The sequence below is a fragment of the Priestia sp. FSL H7-0729 genome (genome assembly GCF_038005685.1).
Classification (GTDB): domain Bacteria; phylum Bacillota; class Bacilli; order Paenibacillales; family Paenibacillaceae; genus Paenibacillus.
Genome location: NZ_JBBOTQ010000007.1, coordinates 286,598 through 305,626, shown reverse-complemented (window position 1 = coordinate 305,626; position 19,029 = coordinate 286,598). Strand labels below are relative to the sequence as shown.

Sequence of the window (19,029 nt, the reverse complement as noted above, 5' to 3'; positions counted from 1 at the left end):
AAGGTTTTTTGGTCGGTTTCCACCGGATTGCGGTACACCAAGGAACCTCAGACCGATGTTCCCCCGAATGAACGGGCAAGATGGCCTGAGGTTGATTGAATGGATAAGCTAATATGATGATCTTTTATTTAACCACTTGAGCAAGCTTCTGAACGATTCCGGCCCATCCCTGTTCCATACGTTCGCGTACGATGGCGTGGGCCTGTCCAAATTCAGTCAGTTTATCTGCATCCCAACCGCTGTGAATCAGTGTGAAATCCGTACCTTCCGGCTGTTCATTCAGTTGGAACGTCAGCGTCCAGTCCTTACCCCAGCGGAATGACAGTTTGTGCAACGGTAGAACTTCCGTCACCTGACACGGTGATTGGCCGAACGGGCCTGCTTCCAATATAAACTCGTGACCCTCCACAGGTTCCAGATTGCCCGGCATGAACCAGGCACCCAACCCTTGCGCTGTCGAGACCATATCCCACACCTTCTCCACAGGTGCATGTATCAATAATTCCTCCCGGATATCCGGCAATGCACTTGATGATGATTCCACTTGAATCGCCTCCTTGAATATATTTATTCATTGTTTGAGATTTTAAGATTCATGTCAAATGGGTTCACATAACGACCAATAAAGGTGTTGACCCCAACTATGACATCACCCATAATTGGAATATACTACATATAAGGTGCGTGATTTCTATGATAGTCTGCTCTGAAAAATACAATTCCAACCGCTGCCGGAAGGGATAAAAATGATTCACTTCCCTTCCACGATCTCAATCATTATATTGAAATGTGGGGGATACTTACACGATGTCTTTCAGTTATTATGGTCCATTGTGCACTGCCGTTTATGATCTAACCAAACCCGTGGGACACTCCTTGGGAGGAGACATCGAATTTTATCGCCATGATCTTCAAGGCTGCAAAGGACGAATTCTTGAAGCCATGTCCGGTTCAGGCCGAATGCTCATTCCATTGCTTGAAGCAGGTCTGAAGGTGGACGGAGTTGATTATTCAACCGATATGATTGACTCTTGCCGTTCTCGTTGCACCGAGCGGGGATTGCCCATGCCTGAGCTGTTCGTTGCCAATCTGGAGAAGCTTGACCTTCCATATCGATACGAATCCATTATCATTCCCGGAGGTTCCCTGCTCCTCATTCAAGACAGAGAGGCTTCGATTAACGTATTGCGTAGTCTATTTCAACATTTGGAACCTGGCGGCAGGCTTGTGTTTGATCTGTTTCTACCGGATGTGACACAGCCCTCTTCGATAGAAACATCAACCGTTCCATTACCCGATGGGGATACGATCACCGTAGAAATGAAAACCATTGAGGTGAACCTTCTTCACCAATATAAAGTAAGTCTGATTCGCTACGAACAATGGCATCAGGGTCAACTAGTCGCTACAGAGATGCAACAACTCACTCTGCGTTGGTACGGCATAGAAGAGTTACGCCTGATTCTCGAACACATTGGTTTCTCTGATATTAAAGTGTACGCCGACTTTAACCCGGATCAGCCACCGACACATCCGAACCAAAAATTCGTTTATGAAGCAACTCGAAGAGCGTAGTCACCAACAATCAGGTATATATGCTTCTCATCATACAGATAAGGCCACAGCATAAGGTTTAACCATGCTGTGGCCTTTTTTTTATTTACTATAAAAATTTGCACTAACATTTACACGAAAACGAAGAGGACAGAAATAACCTGAAGAAGCGGCGCTACAAGCTTTCTGCAAGAAAGCTACATCGAAAGCATACACTTCGCCTTTATCCTCAGATTTTCACCTTTGAAAAAGTAAATCAAAAAATCTGAGGATAACAGCGATCGGAAGGTTATTCTGTCATCGGAGTGGCAAGTGTAAATATAATTTAGAGCAAATTAGTATCCACGGGAATATTGTTCCGCAATGGCAGCTTGATCCTTGCTGACACCCAGTTCCAGAGCGGCATGGTTCGCCCAGTACGGATCACGCAACATGCCTCTGCCAACGGCAACCAGATCCGCATCGCCGTTTCCAATCACCGCCTGAGCCAATGCTGCATCCTCCAGCATACCCACTGCGATGACAGGAACGTTCAGTTCTTCACGGAAGCGACGGGCAAAGGGTACCTGATACCCCGGATAGTTCCCCGGTTTCCGCTGTCCCGAAGGCCCTTCGCCACCTGAACTGATATGGAACATATCCACGCCTGCCTCCTGGTAGGCACGAGCGATATTGATCGTGTGGTCGATGTCGTATCCGCCATCCGCGTATTCTACAGCCGAAATCCGCATAATTAGCGGCATATCTGCTGGCATTTCTTTTTTCACTGCACGAATGACCTCAACGCCAAAACGAGACAGATCCTGCCCATATCGGTCCTCACGATGGTTCATCAGCGGGGAATGGAACTGGTGGATCAGGTATCCATGTGCACCGTGCAGCTCAATGGCATCCACTCCAGCCTGTACTGCGCGGCGAACACCGTCTGCGAACTTCTGCACCATGGCTTCTACCTCTTGCGTGCTTAACGCACGTGGTTCCTTGTACTTTTCTCCCGGGAATGTAACTACCGATGGGGCAACCGGCTGCGGGGCATCCTCTGCTTTTCGTCCCGCATGTGCGATCTGAATGGCTACTTTGGAGCCGTAGGCATGGATTCCATCTACTAGTTTGGTGAATGCAGGCACATGCTCATCTGACCATATACCCAAGTCATTATCGGTAATACGTCCATCCGGATCTACATCGGTCATCTCGATTACAATCAGTCCAGTTCCTCCAACCGCACGGCTCACATAGTGAACCTGATGCCAATCGTTCGGAATACCGTCCTTCGCAGTCACGGAATATTGGCACATCGGTGCCATGACGACACGGTTATTTAATTGCAAACTCTTGAATTGATAAGGGGAAAATAGTTGTTCAGTCATTGTTGCCGCATCTCCTGTTCCATGATCATGATATATATGAAGCCTTACGTATTGTCCAAATCCGAGAACAGTTTACCATTCTTGCCGTAATTGTCCTTCTCCAAATCCTCAATGAAGATAAAGACTTTGCTCGGATCAACATCCAGTGTCTCACAAGCCACCTGAGTCATACGTTCAATCAACTGACGTTTCTGTTCAGTCGTCTTGCCTTCCAGTACCTTAACGGTGATAAATGGCATGTCTTGAACACATCCTTTCTTCATCATTAATTATGAACCTGACGTATGGAAACACAAGTACGTACATTTTTGTGCCTTGGTACCCTTTTTGATACCTAGTCATCCTCATATTTCGGTTCTGCCCCATTCTGGAAATGACTGCAAAACATGATATGATAACCGTAGAGACATACAGGAAATACTATACCCCAAAAGAAATAATTCCAAGCTAGGGAGCGATACCGTTGAAAGATATATTAATTCAAAGACTGAGTACTTATGTTCAGATGGACACCCAATCCGATGAAAACAGCGAGACCTGCCCTTCCACACCCGGCCAACTGGCCTTGGGCAAACTGCTCGTTGAAGAATGTAACTCCATTGGTCTGCAAGAAGTGACGATGGATGAGAATGGTTATGTCATGGCTACACTGCCATCCAATACGGACAAGGATGTCCCCGTGATTGGTTTCCTGGCTCACCTCGATACAGCGACCGACTTCACAGGCAAAAATGTTAAACCGCAGGTTATCGATAACTATGACGGTGCTGACATTGTACTTAACTCGGAACTGGATGTTGTACTGTCCAACAAAGATTTCCCGGAACTGCACGAGTATAAGGGCCACACGCTGATCACAACCGACGGTACAACATTGCTTGGTGCAGACAATAAGGCAGGTATCGCCGAGATTATGACCGCGATGGCCTATCTGATTGAACATCCGGAAGTGAAACACGGTAAGATTCGGGTTGCTTTTACCCCAGATGAAGAGATTGGCCGCGGGCCGCACAAGTTTGATGTAGCTGCTTTTGGAGCCAAATATGCTTACACAGTCGACGGTGGACCGCTTGGTGAGCTGGAATACGAGAGCTTTAACGCAGCTGCCGCTAAAATTACCATAAGAGGCACCAATGTGCATCCCGGAACTGCGAAGAATAAGATGGTAAACTCGCTGAAAATTGCGATGGAATTGAATCGACGCCTGCCTGTAGAGGAAGCTCCTGAATTCACGGACGGTTATGATGGTTTCTACCATCTGTTGTCTCTGGAGGGTGACGTTGAGCTGACCAAGATGAGTTACATCATCCGTGATTTCGACCGGGCGAAGTTTGAAGAGCGCAAAACAAATCTGCTCCATATCGCGAACGAACTGAAGACCAAGTATGGAGAGAAAAGCATCACAGTTGAATTGAATGACCAGTACTATAACATGCGCGAGAAAATTGAACCCGTACGCCAGATCGTCGACATTGCTCATGAAGCCATGACCCGGTTGGATATCGAACCTGTTATACGCCCCATCCGGGGAGGAACAGATGGTTCCCAGCTATCCTATATGGGCATGCCAACACCGAACATCTTCACTGGCGGTGAGAACTACCATGGCAAATTCGAATATGTATCGGTAGATAATATGGTGAAGGCAACCCGTGTCATTGTAGAGATCGCTCAATTGTTTGAGCAACGCGGAGATATCTGATCCACTTGAAATACAGCGCACAAATAGCACCCCTTGATATATTCAGGAGGGTGCTATTTGTTATGCCGTATTGTATTGTTCGCCGCATCATGTCGTACGGATATAGTGGCTTGATCATTATTTTAAATGCCATCACTCATATATATTGCCTCCTGCGATGATACGCAACTGTTCCAGATCACAGATCACAAGCTCTCGCTGAACTTTATGAATAATATTTCGATTACACAGATCCTGAACGACTCGATTAAGATGTCTATAGCTGGTGCCCAGCATATCCGCTAGTTCAGTGAGCTTGGAGGTCTGAATCTCTTCTGAAGAGGACTCGTCCTGGCCCATTGTGGACAACAGATAGCTGGCAAATCGGCTCTCGACCGGATATAACATATTCAGACTCGACAGGTTGGAGAAGGTATACAATTTGTGCGTAACTTGACTGAGCATAAAGTGGAGAAATCCAGGATTCTCGGCATACGTATTCTGGAGAGAACGATAACTGATACCCAGCAACAGGCTTTTGCTCACAGACTCTACCGTATTCATCGCCTCCTTGCCATTGATCAGTTCCAAATCTCCCACGAGCGCGAGTGGTGTACTGAAACGAAGCAATAGGGACTTCCCGTTAGGCAGAGTGGTATAGATCTTGAGCTTGCCCTCCACGAGAAAATACAAACGCTCGGGTCGTTCACCCTTGGCACAGATCAACTCGCCCTTCGCAGACTCCAGTAATCGCAACTCAGCGAGTGCAGACTCGTCCAGCACCTGATCCAACCCATTCTCACGGGCGAGTTGCCGCACCAGTCCAAAATCCATGATTTCTTTCATTCCGACTTCCCCTCCGTTGCCCTAAATAACGTATACAAAGGGACATATGTCCCATATTTGATATACATTCTTACAAATATCTTGATATAAAAATAGTTACAACTAACACTTATATCCAATAAATCATTTTAGATGGGAAATATTTTAAAATTTAATCATAAAATGTTCATTCTTTTAACAGAATGCCGTTAACGAAAAGCCATTTCTATCCGATGATAGATAGAGTCATTCCATAGACCGTTAAAATAATTTATTTATATATTGAGAGGATGGTCCTATTCCATGAACGTTGTAGATGCCCTGCTTAAAGTCATGCCATATATCAGTCAGATTCTTCGGGAACCCGCAAGCCTAACGGTATATGATCACGAGAAAGTATTGGAAGTTATCACCACGGAGAAGTTCAACCTTGGTTTTGAAAAAGGAATGGCCCTCTTGGATTCATTCCAAAACTTTTCCGTTCTAAAAAATGGAAGAGAGGCCAGTCTTTCCACGATCCCCAAGGAGGTTTTTGGTGTTGAACTGGATACCCTGAACGTTCCGATCTTTGATGATAACCAAAACGTTGTTGCTGTTTTCTGTGTATCTTACGACCAATCCAATCAGAACCAACTTGAAGATATTATACAAGAAAATCAAACCATCAATGGTAACCTCGTTGATATGGTGCAACATGTCGCCGCTCATGCCGAAGAATTGCAAGCAACGAGTGAACAGATCTTGCAGAACACAAGACTTGCTGTTCAGAACTCCTCCCAGATCAATAAGGTCGCCGGATTCATTCGTGAAATCTCTGAACAAACCAACTTGCTTGGCCTGAATGCCGCTATTGAAGCCGCCCGTGTTGGTGAAGCAGGTGCCGGATTTGGTGTGGTTGCATCCGAAGTACGCAAGCTCTCTGTGGATGCGAAGCAAGCTACAACAGATATTGATGTCAGTCTAAGAGATGTACAACAGGTGATCAAACAGATGGAAGTTGAGGTTTCACAGATTGCTGCTTCTTCACAGGAACAAGCGACGCTTGTATCATCCTTCACAGATGTCATTGAGAAACTCAATGACACAGGCGAGCGAATGAAGGCTCTGTCTGAACAACTGATTAGCTACTCGATTAAAAACTAAATCTTGATGTAATATTAGAAGTGCTTCGGTTCGTCCGAGGAACTACCACTATGTATGTAACAAACAGGACTCGGGTTGCCCAATGATGGATAATCCAAGTCCTGTTTATTATGTCCATTTGTATGAATCAACTCAATGTAGCTGCAAACTTATTTCACTACATGTACTGATTTATCTCCAATAACTTCTTCTTCCGACTGCCAGCATTCTACCTCACCCGGAATATGAATTCGGTCCCGGGTAAAGATGGGATCACGCCCTTCAGCCTTCTGTTTTTTGTAGTCCTTCAATGCTTCGAAAGTCACCTTGGACAGCATCAGAATCGCAATCAGGTTCACCACCACCATAAGCCCCATGAACAGGTCAGCCAAATCCCATACCAACTGCACTTTGGCTACCGCACCAAACACCACCATCGCGATAACGCAAATACGGTATACCCACAGCCAAACTTTGTTGGATTTGATAAACTCAATGTTGGTTTCTCCGTAATAATAATTTCCGATGAGTGTACTGAAGGCAAAAAGGAACACCATAACTGCCAGGAATCCTGATGCCCATGAACCAATATGTACACTTAATGCTGCCTGAGTTAACTCAATGCCACCCAGACTGGAACCTTTGTACACTCCGGATAGCAAAATAATCATGGCTGTGCTTGTACATATCACTAACGTATCTGTCAGCACGCCAAACGCCTGAATAAGTCCCTGTTTCACCGGATGTGTTGTATCCGCTGTTGCAGCCGCATTCGGGGCACTACCCATGCCCGCCTCATTGGAGAACAATCCGCGTTTCACACCGTTCATCAGCGCTGCGCCCAACGTTCCGCCTGCCACCTGTTCGATGCCGAAGGCATTTTTGACGATCAATGCAATCATGGCCGGAAGCTGGGTAATGTTCGCCAGCACCACAAAAGCCGCTACCCCAATGTACAATACCGCAAGCACAACGACGATGTATTCCGATGCTTTTGCAATCCTTTTGACACCGCCCATAATAATTCCTGCAAATACCACGGCCATGATGATCCCTACCGTTAAGCGATCGGTACCAAATGAGTTCTGAAACGCAACCGTAATCGTGTTGGACTGGACCGCATTAAAGACCAAACCGAATGAAAGTGTGATGAGAATGGCAAATAAAATGCCCATCCAGCGCTTCCCTAGCCCACGCTCCATATAATACGCTGGACCCCCGCGAAATCCGCCCTTATCTTTCACTTTATAGATCTGAGCCAGCGTGCTCTCCACAAAGCTGGAGGCTGACCCGATAATTGCAATGATCCACATCCAGAATATAGCACCTGGTCCTCCAAGTGCGATGGCCAATGCTATACCGGTAATATTCCCTGTACCTACACGGGCCGCCATACTGATACAGAACGCCTGAAAAGGGGAAATTTTTCCTGGTTCCTTGCTTTTCCGCTCTAGAAGCACCTTCACCATATCTCCAATCATGCGGAATTGCATGAAACGGGTCTTGGTGGTGAAGTATATCCCACATACTACCAATAGTATAATTAACACTTTGGACCATAGAAAATCATTGAAAATGACGACAATATCTTGTATTGTTTGCTCCATCGGTATGCCCCTTTTTATGGTGTATTTCAAGTACAGAGATGGGCCATACGAAAGTTTGTACCATTCTGCACAACACTAGCCCCGGACTTCGGGATGTTACTTATACTACAGGGACATCTACGAAAATCGACAAATACCTACATGCATTTTCTACATTTATTTTAAAAATGGGCTTTGATCGCCCAATCATTGTCATTTAACCTGACATGTCAGGTTCTATGCAAGAAGGAATCACACCATTCGCAGAGAAAGGGAATGACTGACATGCGTTATTTTATCGTGGATGATGATCCTGGCGTTCGTTCCATGTTAATGGATATTATTGAGGATGAAGGCCTGGGCGATATTGCCGGGGAAGCTGAGGACGGAGCACATATTCACGTGGAACTGTTGGAACTGCATAAGGTGGATGTCCTGCTGATTGATCTGCTGATGCCACAACGAGACGGGATTCAGACCGTGCGGGCGCTTGAAGGCAGGTTCGAGGGCAAGATCGTCATGATCTCTCAGATTGAGTCGAAAAATATGATTGGCGAAGCCTATTCACTAGGCATTGAATATTACATTACGAAGCCCATCAACCGATTGGAGATTCTATCCGTTCTACGGCTGGTCAGTGAAAGGCTTCGGATGCAGCAGTCCATCGCAGATATTCAGAGGACATTGCAGGGACTGTCCGGTTTTCATCCTAACGAGCGCACTGCGGCTCCAGTTCCGGACAAAACCATTACAACAGCAGGACATTTCCTGCTGTCCGAGATGGGCATGATCGGCGAAGCGGGCAGCAGGGATCTGCTGGACATGCTGGAATATCTGGAGCAGGTAGAGACCGATGAGCATAAGCTGTCCCCCTATACGTTCCCATCTCTCAAAGACATCTTTCAGAACGTGGCGGTACGCAAATTGGGAGAGAACGCTTCTCTTGCAGAGGTTAACAAGGAGATTAAGGCTTCAGAACAGCGTGTGCGCAGAGCCATATTCCAGACACTGAGCCATGTGGTTTCACTCGGGTTAACAGATTATACACATCCCAAATTCGAGAACTATGCCTCCAAATTTTTTGATTTTACCGAGATCCGCAAGAAAATGCTGGAGCTGCAAAACAATGTGGAGCCTTCCTTGTCCCAGACCCGCATTAATACGAAAAAGTTCGTACAGGTCCTATATCTGGAATCCAAACGATTGCTGCATTAGACAGGTCGGGATTGATATTTGATAAAAAACAAACGGGCATGAATATGACGCCGGAATGATCCGCCTCTTCAACTAAGGCAGTGCATTCCGGCTATATTCATGCCCGTCTGTACAATCAACTGTTAAACTTATCTATGTGATTCGTTCTGTATATTAAATTAAAATTCCTTCGGGTTCAGGCCCGTGAATGGTTTCGGCTAATTCGGTTATACTCATTAATCAATTCGTCCAATGCCATAGACTGCCGAATCACATCGGGATGACCAAGACCACCCTTGTTATGCTCTACCAGCATATGAAGGTTATGTCTGGCCTTCTCTATTTTATTTTTCAAATCCAAACTCATAACCATGACCCCTGATACCTCCTTATTCTGTGAACCATTTTAGTTTTTCCTGTCAATCTACAGTTGGATTAACATATGGCATAGGAGACAAGGATGTTTTGTATTCTTCTCCAAATTTTGATAAATATTATTTTATCATACAAGAGCTTATCCGAAAATGGCTGATATGACGCAATTTAGCGGTAATTACGAGAGTTCGATTCCGGCATCTAGCCTCATCGTTCAGAGCCAGAATGGATTGTGTCGTAAATGTGTATATTGAAAAAACAAAAACTCTATTGGTTCAAAAGGTAATAAAATCCCTTTCCTTAATGGGGTCATTCAGGTACAATAGGGCGATGTGTGTGTCCGGGCCCGGCGGATACAAATGATGTAATTTAGAGGACAGCCAACGACGGCTATTGATCCTGATTTGATATTATTGGAGGCTTATCATCACCATGCAGACCGATTCACAGACTAAAGTCAAAATTGTTAACGCCGATCCCAGCGCAATGGGATTATTTGGGTTGGCTATCGTAACCCTGGTCGCTTCTTCCCAAAAGCTTGGCATCACAGATGGACTTAGCTACGCTATTCCATGGGCGATCTTCCTGGGTGCCTTTGCCCAGTTATTCGCATGCATTCAAGATTCCAAACGTAACAATACCTTTGGCACAACAGCTTTTGGTGCGTACGCATTCTTCTGGTTCGCCATGGCGGCCAACTGGATGATCAAAATGGGCGTATTTGGCTCCACGCTTGCGGAACAGGCCGATGGCAAGCAGCTCGGATTTGCTTTTGCCGGATACCTTGTATTCACCCTGTTCATGACCATCGGTGCGATTGAAGCGAATAAAGTATTGCTTATCATCTTCATTCTGATCGACTTCCTGTTCCTTGGCTTGACGTTTGACGCTTTCGGCGTAGCTCCTCACATTTTCCACACCATTGCAGCATACGCTGAAATGGCGATCGGAATTGTGTCCCTGTATGGTACAGGTGCTTCGGTACTGAACGCTCACTTCGGCTATGCGTTCTTGCCGATCGGCAAACCGTCCGGCATTTTCAAGCCCAAGGCTTAATATACAGCAGTAAACCGCCAGCGCGCCGGTCCGCGCCTGGCGGTTTTTTTTCAGTCCAACTTCATTTGAATATGTATCTGACCGACACTTATACTAAAAGATACTATATAAGCCAAACTAAACATTTACACAGAACGAAGAGGAGAGAAATAACTTGAAGAAGCGGAGAGTTATTCTATCATCGGAGTGGTCGATGTAAATAATCTTTAGTTGAACTGATGCCACAGCAGCCATACGGTAAGGAGGAACAAGCATGAGAGAAATACCGAAACCCACAGAGATAGATCAGGTGGAGAAAAAGTATGTACGCGAAACGCGTTGTTTTAAGACGGCACGGGTGTTCCCGACCGATGTCAATAATCATAACACCCTGTTCGGCGGGAAGCTGATGTCCTACATCGATGATATCGCATCCATCGCCGCTTCCAAGCTATGCCGGGTCAATACCGTAACCGCATCAACCGACTCGGTTGACTTCCTGTACCCAATTAACCCAACGGACTCGGTTACGCTTGAATCGTTCGCGTCCTGGACAGGACGCAGTTCCATGGAGATTTTCGTAAAGGTGATTCGAGAGGATCTGAAGACCGGAGAGAAGAAAATTGCGGCGACTGCATTTCTGACCTTTGTGGCCCTGGACGAAAATAATCGCAAACTGATCGTACCTCGTATTATCCCGGAGACCGAAGAAGAGAAGAAACTATACGAGACCGCTCCGGATCGGGCGGCCATGCGGAAAAGGCGGCGGGAAGAGAGCAAGAAATTCGCTGACTTCCTGACCGTTACTTATCCTTGGGAATAAGAATGCGCTAAATATGCACAAGCTCGAACTACGATTTATCTGGACGATGCCGGATAGATGGACACCGCTCTGTTATCCGGCAGTTCGCCCCCCATCGAGACACACCACTGTTGATAGATGCGATACGCTGCACCACTTTCCAGCAACCCCTGACAAGTGTATATGCCCTCTTCGATGGAATTAACTCGCCCCGCTGCGTACAAGCGGAACCCCCCATTTAACAAGACCTGATTCACAAAAGCAATATGACCTTCGCCGCATAACACACTTTCGGCCACTTCGAGCTGCTTGGCAGCCGTCCAGACCAGTTCCGGCACAGGCATATCCAGTTCGTAAGCTGCGGGGTCAATCAGTTCCAGCTTCATATCCCCGTCTTCTACTGCGTATACGCGGGTTGGCCGATCAATATACAGATCCTCAGAGCCTTCCATTCCCTGTACCACATAAGCACGGCGGTAGACAAATCGGGTAAGAAGCTTCGCAATCCGATCCAAAAAGGTATTATGAAACACACCGAACACCAGATATGGTGAATGGTTATAATCAATGAGTTTCTCTGCCGTGTTAAATACCGTGCGGAATCCCAACTCTTCCCGTAACGGACGAAGCTTGTGAAGAGGCTCGCACCACTCCTCGGAGGATACGTACATGACACCTGAACGCAACGCAGCACTTCGGGCGTCTTCCCGATCCATCTTACCCGTATCTATCCCCGCTTCCTTTAGCAGTAACGACAGCGTAACGCCCCACTTGGGCGGTAAAGGATCACTCCCGTGCAAAGTCACCGGTAATCCGGCCGCCGCAAGCACAAACGCAACCGGAAACGTCGCCAAGAACGACTTGGTCCGCCCGTCATAAGGGCCGGCACAGTCCAATCCGTCCTGAAATACGGAGAAACGTTCAGCACTGTTACGGCATGCATGAACAAAGGCTTCCAGTTCCTCAACGTTTTCCATTTTCATTCGTTCAGCCATTAGAAACGCAGCCGTCTGGGCAGGGGAAACCTCCTGTTTCAGGATTTTCTCTGCAACGGTCAATGCCTCTGTATAGTTCAGATCACGCGAGCCTCGTTTCCCACGTCCGACTTCTCGGAGTATGTGAGACATATCCATGGAGAATCCTCCTTCCAAATTAAGACTGGAGCAGTTGATGTGCCTTCACAATTGCTGTCGCTACGTCGACCATCCGTTTGCGTTCATCCATCGCTTTCTTACGTAACAGGTCATAGGCTTCGGCCTCGGAGATCTGCTTCAGGTCACTAAGAATGGCCTTCGCCATATCAATCCACTTTCGATCCTCCAGCCTGGATTGCAACTGCTTCCGTTCTTGCTCCCACTGTTTACGTTCCATGTAGCGCCGAGCTGCAAAGTGAAGCGTCCAGTGGATCTCGGGCCCGGTCATGGATGGTGTAAGTATTCCATCAAATGAAGTTTCGACCTCGCAGGATTCTGCGGAGGAAGAGGCCGTATCTGGCCCGCACCACCAGAGCAGCGGGGAATCCGCCTTCCCCTTTCCCAGGCAGTTCACCCAGTACTCCACATCAGCCAGCGACAGATGCAGGATGGAAGCTTCCGCCTCACGGGCGAGCTTCAACGCATCCGCTTCACTGCCTGCCACCTGTACATGGTACCCGTTCGCTCCCAGCAGTCTCTCCGGTGTCAGAGGGATTGCATCGGACGAATCAGCTATCGTCGATTGTATACGGATGACCAATAAAGATCGCATGATGGAGCAATCCCTCCCTAATTACGTATAATTAGAATCGCTTTATTTAAGGCATTAACACATGAAAGCGCTATATATGTTATATTACCTGACAAAAAATACAGATCAATCTGATTTTACAATTGATTTCGAGATAATGAATACAAAAATTATGACGGATCGTCCTACTAGCCAAAAAGAGTGAAACACTAATCATGACACCTTTTCTACAATTTATGTAGTGACCGGTGCACTATTTTTCACTAAAAAATTCATTTTTATGAATATATATCCTTAAAACCTCTTCGATCATTCGTGTTCCAATAAATTCATGTAAACATAATTAACTTTAAATTTCAAATACTTTTTTGTGTCAACTATATTGACATGGGTGGATCGATCTTTTATAGTTAAGCCATAACAACTCCATATTTGAATCGATCACAGTTACAACGGCGTAGCTGGTTGAAACGGCAATGAAGCCTGTTTTGCAATCTCGGAGCAAGGGATGCGTATGTATATGCGCAGTCCTCCGAGGCATAACAGGCTTTTTCGATTTTAGAGACAAGGTTTCGAGGCAGTATGCAGAATGGACCTAAGGGGGCTAATCATAATGAGTACAACGAAAAAACTGGTGCTGGTCGGCAATGGCATGGCGGGAATCCGCACAATCGAACATATCCTTAAGCTTGCTCCGCACGCTTATGAAATTACAGTCTTCGGCGCAGAGCCACATCCCAACTACAACCGGATCATGTTATCCTCTGTATTGGCTGGCGGAACATCCATCGAAGATATTGTAATCAATGAGTGGAGCTGGTACGGAGATAACGGCATTCAGGTATACCCGGGTGACCCGGTCGTTCAGATCGATACCGAGCGCAAGGAAGTTGTATCTCAGAATGGTGTACGCGCAGCCTATGATGAGCTAATTATGGCAACCGGTTCACAGGCGTTTATCCTCCCGCTTCCCGGTGCTAACAAGGAAGGTGTTATCGGCTTCCGTGATATTAAAGACTGCGAGACCATGATGGCTGCATCGCAAAAGTATCGCAAAGCGGCCGTCATTGGAGGCGGATTGCTGGGACTGGAGGCGGCGCGCGGGTTGCTCAATCTGGGCATGGACGTTACGGTCATCCATATTAACGGCCATCTGATGGACCGGAATTTGGATTTGCCAGCAGGCCTGATGCTCCAGCGTGAGCTTGAAGAGCAGGGCATGAAGTTTCTTTTGAATAAACATACCGAAGAAATCACAGGCAAACATCGAGTGAAAGCCATTCGTTTCACCGATCAGTCGGTACTTGAGGCTGACCTGGTTGTCATGGCTGTCGGGATTCGCCCTCAGATTGAACTGGCTCGGAAAGCCGGCCTTGATGTCAATCGGGGTGTCATTGTAGATGATTATATGCATACCAGCATCCCTGGTATCTCTGCCGTAGGCGAATGTGCAGAACACCGCGGGATTGCCTACGGACTGGTTGCTCCATTATATGAACAAGGTATGGTACTCGCGAAACGCCTGGCTGGTGCGGCAACCGAAGGATATGAGGGGTCGGTCACGTCTACCAAGCTGAAAGTATCCGGTGTGGACGTATTCTCTGCCGGACAATTCAAAGACGCCGCTGACACTCGCAGCATTCGTATTCAGGATGATGTCGATGGTGTGTACAAAAAGATGGTGATCAAAGACGGGCAGTTGATTGGAGCTGTATTGTTCGGAGATACCACAGACGGCGCATCGCTGTTTTCCCTCATTAAGAGTGGTGAGAGCATCAGCGGTCGTGAGAAGGAAATTTTGCTCGGCGTACCTTCCGGTGGTTCAGGTTCAGGTCCGTCCGTCGCAGAACGCATGGCCAGCATGCCGGATGATGAGATCGTCTGTGGTTGCAACGGTGTTACCAAAGCTTCCATTGGAGATGCTGTGCTGAATAAAGGCTGTAACACCCTTGGTGCAATTAAATCCTGTACCAAAGCTTCGGCTTCCTGCGGTGGATGCAAACCTATTATTGAGAACCTGCTCACGTATTATGCGGGTGATAATGTAGGCGAACAGACCAAAGAAGGAATCTGTGGTTGCACATCCTACGATCGGGATGAGATTGTTGCACAGATCAAGGATATGGGCCTGAAAACCGTCAAGGAAGTCATGAATGTGCTTGGCTGGAATGAGCCTGAAGGTTGCTCCAAATGCCGCCCTTCCCTGAACTATTATCTCGGAATGATCTGGCCGGCTGAATACACAGATGAGCGCCAATCCAAATTCACCAATGAACGTTACCACGCCAACATCCAGAAGGATGGTACGTATTCCGTTATCCCTCGGATCTATGGTGGTGTTACTTCCCCGGCTGAATTGATCAAGATTGCGACTGTCGCAGAGAAATACGATGTTCCGATGGTGAAGTTCACGGGTGGACAACGACTCGATCTGCTCGGTGTACAAAAGGAGAACCTGCCGAAGATCTGGGAAGAGCTCGATATGCCTTCCGGTTTCGGTTATGGCAAGGCACTTCGTACCGTGAAGACGTGTGTTGGCAATACATTCTGTCGATTCGGTACACAGGACTCCATCGAGATGGGCATTCGTCTGGAGAAAAAACTCGACAAAATGGTGGCGCCGGCCAAAGTGAAACTCGCTGTCTCCGGATGTCCGCGGAACTGCGCGGAAGCAACCATCAAGGATCTGGGTGTTGTCGCAATCGATGGTGCATGGGAGATTCATGTTGGTGGTAACGCCGGAGTCAAAGTTCGTACAGCCGAGCTGCTCTGCACAGTGAAGACCGATGCGGAAGTGGAAGAGTGGACTTACGCCTACCTGCAATATTATAGAGAGAACGCCAAATGGAATGAGAGAACAGCGGCTTGGATTGAACGGGTAGGTCTGGATCACGTGAAGGAAGCATTAGCGGATCGGGATGTACGTCTCGCTCTGATCGAACGTTTGGAAGTTACATTGGGTCACACAGTCGATCCTTGGAAAGAAATCCTTGAAGACGAGAAGTTGCGCAAGAACTTCACCCCACTGTCCGGTGCCGAGCCGGTAACTCATTAGAATAGGAGGAACAGCGATGAACAAATTCCGGATTGGACACGTTGCGGATATTGATGAAAAGGGAGCACGGACCTTCCTGGTACAGGATACCGAAATTGCAGTATTCAAACTGAGCGACGGCAGTCTGCACGCCGTCGAGAATCGCTGCCCTCACAAGGGCGGCAAGCTTTCGGAGGGCATGGTATGCGGAACAGCCGTTCATTGTCCCTTGCATGATTGGAAGATTGATCTGCGCAACGGCAAGGTACATGAGCCTGACGAAGGCTGCTTGAATACCTACAAAACCGAAGTGGACGGCCACAGTGGAGAAATCTACATCACAATTGCAGGTTAAAGGCTAGAGATACCCTGACATCAAGGAGGCGTGCGCGATGGATTTTGTTAAACCTGCAGAAGTGCTGCAATCGATGGTCGAAGCTGGTGAGAGCAAAGCCAGAATGAATCGGGTACAGATGCTGATTCGCGGTTTTCTGGCAGGGGCTATTCTTGCTTTTGCTACCACAATGGCATATACCGCTGTATCTCAAACTTCCGTTGGTTTGGCAGGTGCACTGATATTCCCCGCGGGGTTCGTCATTATTATTCTGCTGGGCCTTGAATTGGTGACAGGAAACTTTGCGATGCTTCCACTCGCAATGATGAAACGCAGAATCACATGGATGGATATGCTCCGTAATTATTTCTGGGTGATCACAGGTCATCTGCTTGGATGTGCATTCTATGTTCTGTTATACGGCATGACCATTACCAAGATGGGTACGGATATGAGCAACCCTCTAATTCAAACGCTGATCCAGACCAGTGAAGCCAAAACATTGGGATATCAACACTTGGGCGGAGCTGGCATTGTACTGGTGATCATCAAGGCCATTCTATGTAACTGGATGGTCACACTCGGGGCAGTGATGGCGATGACATCCACGTCTACCCTGGGCAAAATCGTAGCGATGTGGCTGCCCATTACGATATTTTTCGCCCAAGGTTTTGAACACGCTGTGGTGAACATGTTTGTCATTCCGGCAGGCATGATGCTTGGTGCACAGGTCAGTCTCGCTGACTGGTGGCTGTGGAACCAGATCCCGGTGTTGGTGGGTAACCTCATTGGCGGAGCTGTATTTACAGGCCTTGGTCTATATGCTGCCCATCATTGGGGAAATCCGATAAAGCTCACATCCTCCAAACTGGCAACCATTCAGGGTGGTCGTTCAGGATTGGCAAGTTCCGATGTTGCACCGAAGATGGGGACACGATCATGAGCCGGGGCCTGGTCAGTATTGTTGGCGCAGGTCCTGGCGACCCGGATCTGATTACGGTAAGAGCCCTGAAACGTATTCAATCCGCAGATGTCATTATGTACGATCGGCTTGTGAATGATCAATTGCTCGCTGAGGCTCGTGAAGGAGCACTCCGCATCTACTGCGGCAAGGCGCCAGGCCTTCACTCCATGAGTCAGGAGATGATTGGACGAATGCTGGCTGCACACGCAGCAGAAGGTAAACAAGTCGTACGACTCAAGGGCGGCGATCCGTTTATCTTTGGTCGCGGTGGTGAAGAAGCGCTTGTACTGGCGGAAGCAGGGATTGCATTTGAGATCATTCCCGGCATCACTTCGGCTGTAGGTGCATCCGCCTCCACCCTTATTCCATTAACTCATCGCGGAATTTCTTCATCTTTCGCATGTGTCACGGGAACCGGCAGTGATGGAAATGTTTCATCCGTTCGCTGGGACCTGCTCGCCCATAGCGTGGATACACTGGTCATCTATATGGGCATTAGCCAACTCCCCCAGATCCAACATGAATTGCTTCACCATGGGAAAAGTGGACACACCCCTGCAGCTTTGATCGAACGGGGAACCACCTCGGATGAACGGATTATTACCGGCACACTTGCCGAACTTCATTCACTCGCCCTGTCACATCAAGTGAATAATCCGGCACTAATTCTGATTGGAGAGTCAGTCCTGATTCGCGAACAGCTGCTTCAGATGCAACAGGCCGTGAGCGCCTCCATGACCGGATAAGCGTTCACTTTAATCCAACAGCATACGCTCGTGAATCGTCCGACCCTTCTGTCCTGGTTCAATCAGCAGACGGGTCGGTTTGATGTTGATCAGTGCCGTAAGCTGCTCTCCCATATAATGCGCAGAATACTTAAAGCCAATTTCCGCCCAATGCATGATCACGCCAACCGTAGCAGATACCAGATAACTTAACATGATGTCGTAATTAATCGTATGCTCGCTATCTTCGGTCACCAATACAAAATCCTTGGTTAGATACGTTCTAAACATATTGCACAGCCGGGAATTCATATCGGAATGCATCGTGATTAATGCACGGAAGATATCCTGATGGGCTTCAATATATTCGAATACAGGCATCGTGGATGGCAGCAATGCAGTCATATCCACTTCTTTAAGCTGTGCGTATGGTGCTGCATAAGCTTGTCCTACTCCCTGCATGAAATCATCCAGTATGAACTGCAACAACTCCGGTTTGCCGGGAAAATGTAAATAGAAGGTTCCGCGGTTATAATCCGCCCGCTCCGTAATATCCCGGATGGTGAGGGCATCCGCTCCCTTCTCCAATATCAAAGAAACCGCCGCAGCGATGATGGCATCCTGCGTTCTTCGTGCTCTCCGGTCCTGAGGATGTTCAATAATCAACATTCTCGCCTCCTTTGTTCATTATTGTAAACTAAAT

General features: G+C 47.4%; 19 protein-coding genes. 10 read left to right on the top strand and 9 right to left on the bottom strand.

Annotated features, from left to right (window positions below):
- Window positions 1-124: 124 nt before the first annotated feature.
- The gene (locus MHH93_RS18065; RefSeq protein ID WP_500055137.1) at window positions 125-550 is read right to left on the bottom strand and encodes an SRPBCC family protein; all 426 of its coding nucleotides are present in this window, start codon (window positions 548-550) and stop codon (window positions 125-127) included.
- 257 nt (window positions 551-807) lie between these two features.
- Between MHH93_RS18065 and MHH93_RS18060 the strand changes: the two genes are divergently transcribed.
- Window positions 808-1,575, top strand: coding sequence for a class I SAM-dependent methyltransferase (locus MHH93_RS18060; protein ID WP_500055123.1), 768 nt, complete (start codon window positions 808-810; stop codon window positions 1,573-1,575).
- Window positions 1,576-1,889: 314 nt separating this feature from the next.
- On the opposite strand, the gene MHH93_RS18055 is transcribed toward MHH93_RS18060, so the two are convergent.
- Window positions 1,890-2,924, bottom strand: a complete 1,035-nt coding sequence (locus MHH93_RS18055) for an NADH:flavin oxidoreductase/NADH oxidase (protein WP_500055122.1) — start codon at window positions 2,922-2,924, stop codon at window positions 1,890-1,892.
- A gap of 44 nt (window positions 2,925-2,968) precedes the next feature.
- The gene (locus MHH93_RS18050; RefSeq protein WP_500055121.1) at window positions 2,969-3,163 is read right to left on the bottom strand and encodes a tautomerase family protein; all 195 of its coding nucleotides are present in this window, start codon (window positions 3,161-3,163) and stop codon (window positions 2,969-2,971) included.
- A 224-nt stretch (window positions 3,164-3,387) separates the two neighbouring features.
- Here MHH93_RS18050 and pepT point away from each other — a divergent pair, with 224 nt between their 5' ends.
- The gene (gene pepT / locus MHH93_RS18045; protein ID WP_500055120.1) at window positions 3,388-4,626 is read left to right on the top strand and encodes a peptidase T; all 1,239 of its coding nucleotides are present in this window, start codon (window positions 3,388-3,390) and stop codon (window positions 4,624-4,626) included.
- Window positions 4,627-4,758: 132 nt separating this feature from the next.
- On the opposite strand, the gene MHH93_RS18040 is transcribed toward pepT, so the two are convergent.
- Complete coding sequence (locus MHH93_RS18040) at window positions 4,759-5,451, bottom strand: Crp/Fnr family transcriptional regulator (protein WP_500055119.1); 693 nt, start codon at window positions 5,449-5,451, stop codon at window positions 4,759-4,761.
- Window positions 5,452-5,733: 282 nt separating this feature from the next.
- Between MHH93_RS18040 and MHH93_RS18035 the strand changes: the two genes are divergently transcribed.
- Entirely contained in the window at window positions 5,734-6,573 is an 840-nt protein-coding gene (locus MHH93_RS18035) for a methyl-accepting chemotaxis protein (protein ID WP_440391070.1), read from the top strand.
- A 149-nt stretch (window positions 6,574-6,722) separates the two neighbouring features.
- Here the strand turns inward: MHH93_RS18035 and MHH93_RS18030 are convergent, their stop codons facing one another.
- The gene (locus tag MHH93_RS18030) at window positions 6,723-8,159 is read right to left on the bottom strand and encodes an alanine/glycine:cation symporter family protein (RefSeq protein ID WP_500055118.1); all 1,437 of its coding nucleotides are present in this window, start codon (window positions 8,157-8,159) and stop codon (window positions 6,723-6,725) included.
- A 264-nt stretch (window positions 8,160-8,423) separates the two neighbouring features.
- On the opposite strand from MHH93_RS18030, the gene MHH93_RS18025 reads away from it, so the two are divergent.
- Window positions 8,424-9,353 carry a response regulator gene (locus MHH93_RS18025; RefSeq protein ID WP_500055136.1) on the top strand — a complete coding sequence of 310 codons (930 nt, stop codon included), beginning with the start codon at window positions 8,424-8,426 and terminating at the stop codon, window positions 9,351-9,353.
- A 175-nt stretch (window positions 9,354-9,528) separates the two neighbouring features.
- On the opposite strand, the gene MHH93_RS18020 is transcribed toward MHH93_RS18025, so the two are convergent.
- Window positions 9,529-9,705 carry an aspartyl-phosphate phosphatase Spo0E family protein gene (locus MHH93_RS18020; RefSeq protein WP_017691636.1) on the bottom strand — a complete coding sequence of 59 codons (177 nt, stop codon included), beginning with the start codon at window positions 9,703-9,705 and terminating at the stop codon, window positions 9,529-9,531.
- A gap of 434 nt (window positions 9,706-10,139) precedes the next feature.
- Here MHH93_RS18020 and MHH93_RS18015 point away from each other — a divergent pair, with 434 nt between their 5' ends.
- Entirely contained in the window at window positions 10,140-10,763 is a 624-nt protein-coding gene (locus MHH93_RS18015) for an acetate uptake transporter (RefSeq protein ID WP_091012490.1), read from the top strand.
- A gap of 289 nt (window positions 10,764-11,052) precedes the next feature.
- Window positions 11,053-11,565: an acyl-CoA thioesterase gene (locus MHH93_RS18010; protein ID WP_124116913.1), complete on the top strand. Its 513-nt coding sequence runs from the start codon at window positions 11,053-11,055 to the stop codon at window positions 11,563-11,565.
- 35 nt (window positions 11,566-11,600) lie between these two features.
- Here MHH93_RS18010 and MHH93_RS18005 read toward each other — a convergent pair whose 3' ends face one another.
- Together MHH93_RS18005 and MHH93_RS18000 are read right to left on the bottom strand one after the other, a co-directional pair.
- The gene (locus MHH93_RS18005; RefSeq protein ID WP_500055117.1) at window positions 11,601-12,677 is read right to left on the bottom strand and encodes an anthranilate phosphoribosyltransferase; all 1,077 of its coding nucleotides are present in this window, start codon (window positions 12,675-12,677) and stop codon (window positions 11,601-11,603) included.
- 19 nt (window positions 12,678-12,696) lie between these two features.
- Window positions 12,697-13,290: an ANTAR domain-containing response regulator gene (locus tag MHH93_RS18000; protein ID WP_440391066.1), complete on the bottom strand. Its 594-nt coding sequence runs from the start codon at window positions 13,288-13,290 to the stop codon at window positions 12,697-12,699.
- A 592-nt stretch (window positions 13,291-13,882) separates the two neighbouring features.
- On the opposite strand from MHH93_RS18000, the gene nirB reads away from it, so the two are divergent.
- From nirB to cobA, 4 genes are read left to right on the top strand one after another with little or no spacing between them, the layout of a single operon-like run.
- Complete coding sequence (nirB, locus tag MHH93_RS17995) at window positions 13,883-16,324, top strand: nitrite reductase large subunit NirB (RefSeq protein ID WP_500055116.1); 2,442 nt, start codon at window positions 13,883-13,885, stop codon at window positions 16,322-16,324.
- A gap of 16 nt (window positions 16,325-16,340) precedes the next feature.
- Complete coding sequence (gene nirD, locus MHH93_RS17990) at window positions 16,341-16,658, top strand: nitrite reductase small subunit NirD (protein WP_440391064.1); 318 nt, start codon at window positions 16,341-16,343, stop codon at window positions 16,656-16,658.
- Window positions 16,659-16,695: 37 nt separating this feature from the next.
- Window positions 16,696-17,580, top strand: a complete 885-nt coding sequence (locus tag MHH93_RS17985; protein WP_440391063.1) for a formate/nitrite transporter family protein — start codon at window positions 16,696-16,698, stop codon at window positions 17,578-17,580.
- Complete coding sequence (cobA, locus tag MHH93_RS17980) at window positions 17,577-18,347, top strand: uroporphyrinogen-III C-methyltransferase (RefSeq protein WP_500055115.1); 771 nt, start codon at window positions 17,577-17,579, stop codon at window positions 18,345-18,347. The genes MHH93_RS17985 and cobA overlap by 4 nt, the downstream gene beginning before the upstream one ends.
- A gap of 9 nt (window positions 18,348-18,356) precedes the next feature.
- On the opposite strand, the gene MHH93_RS17975 is transcribed toward cobA, so the two are convergent.
- Window positions 18,357-18,995 carry a TetR/AcrR family transcriptional regulator gene (locus MHH93_RS17975; protein ID WP_500055114.1) on the bottom strand — a complete coding sequence of 213 codons (639 nt, stop codon included), beginning with the start codon at window positions 18,993-18,995 and terminating at the stop codon, window positions 18,357-18,359.
- Window positions 18,996-19,029 lie beyond the last annotated feature (34 nt).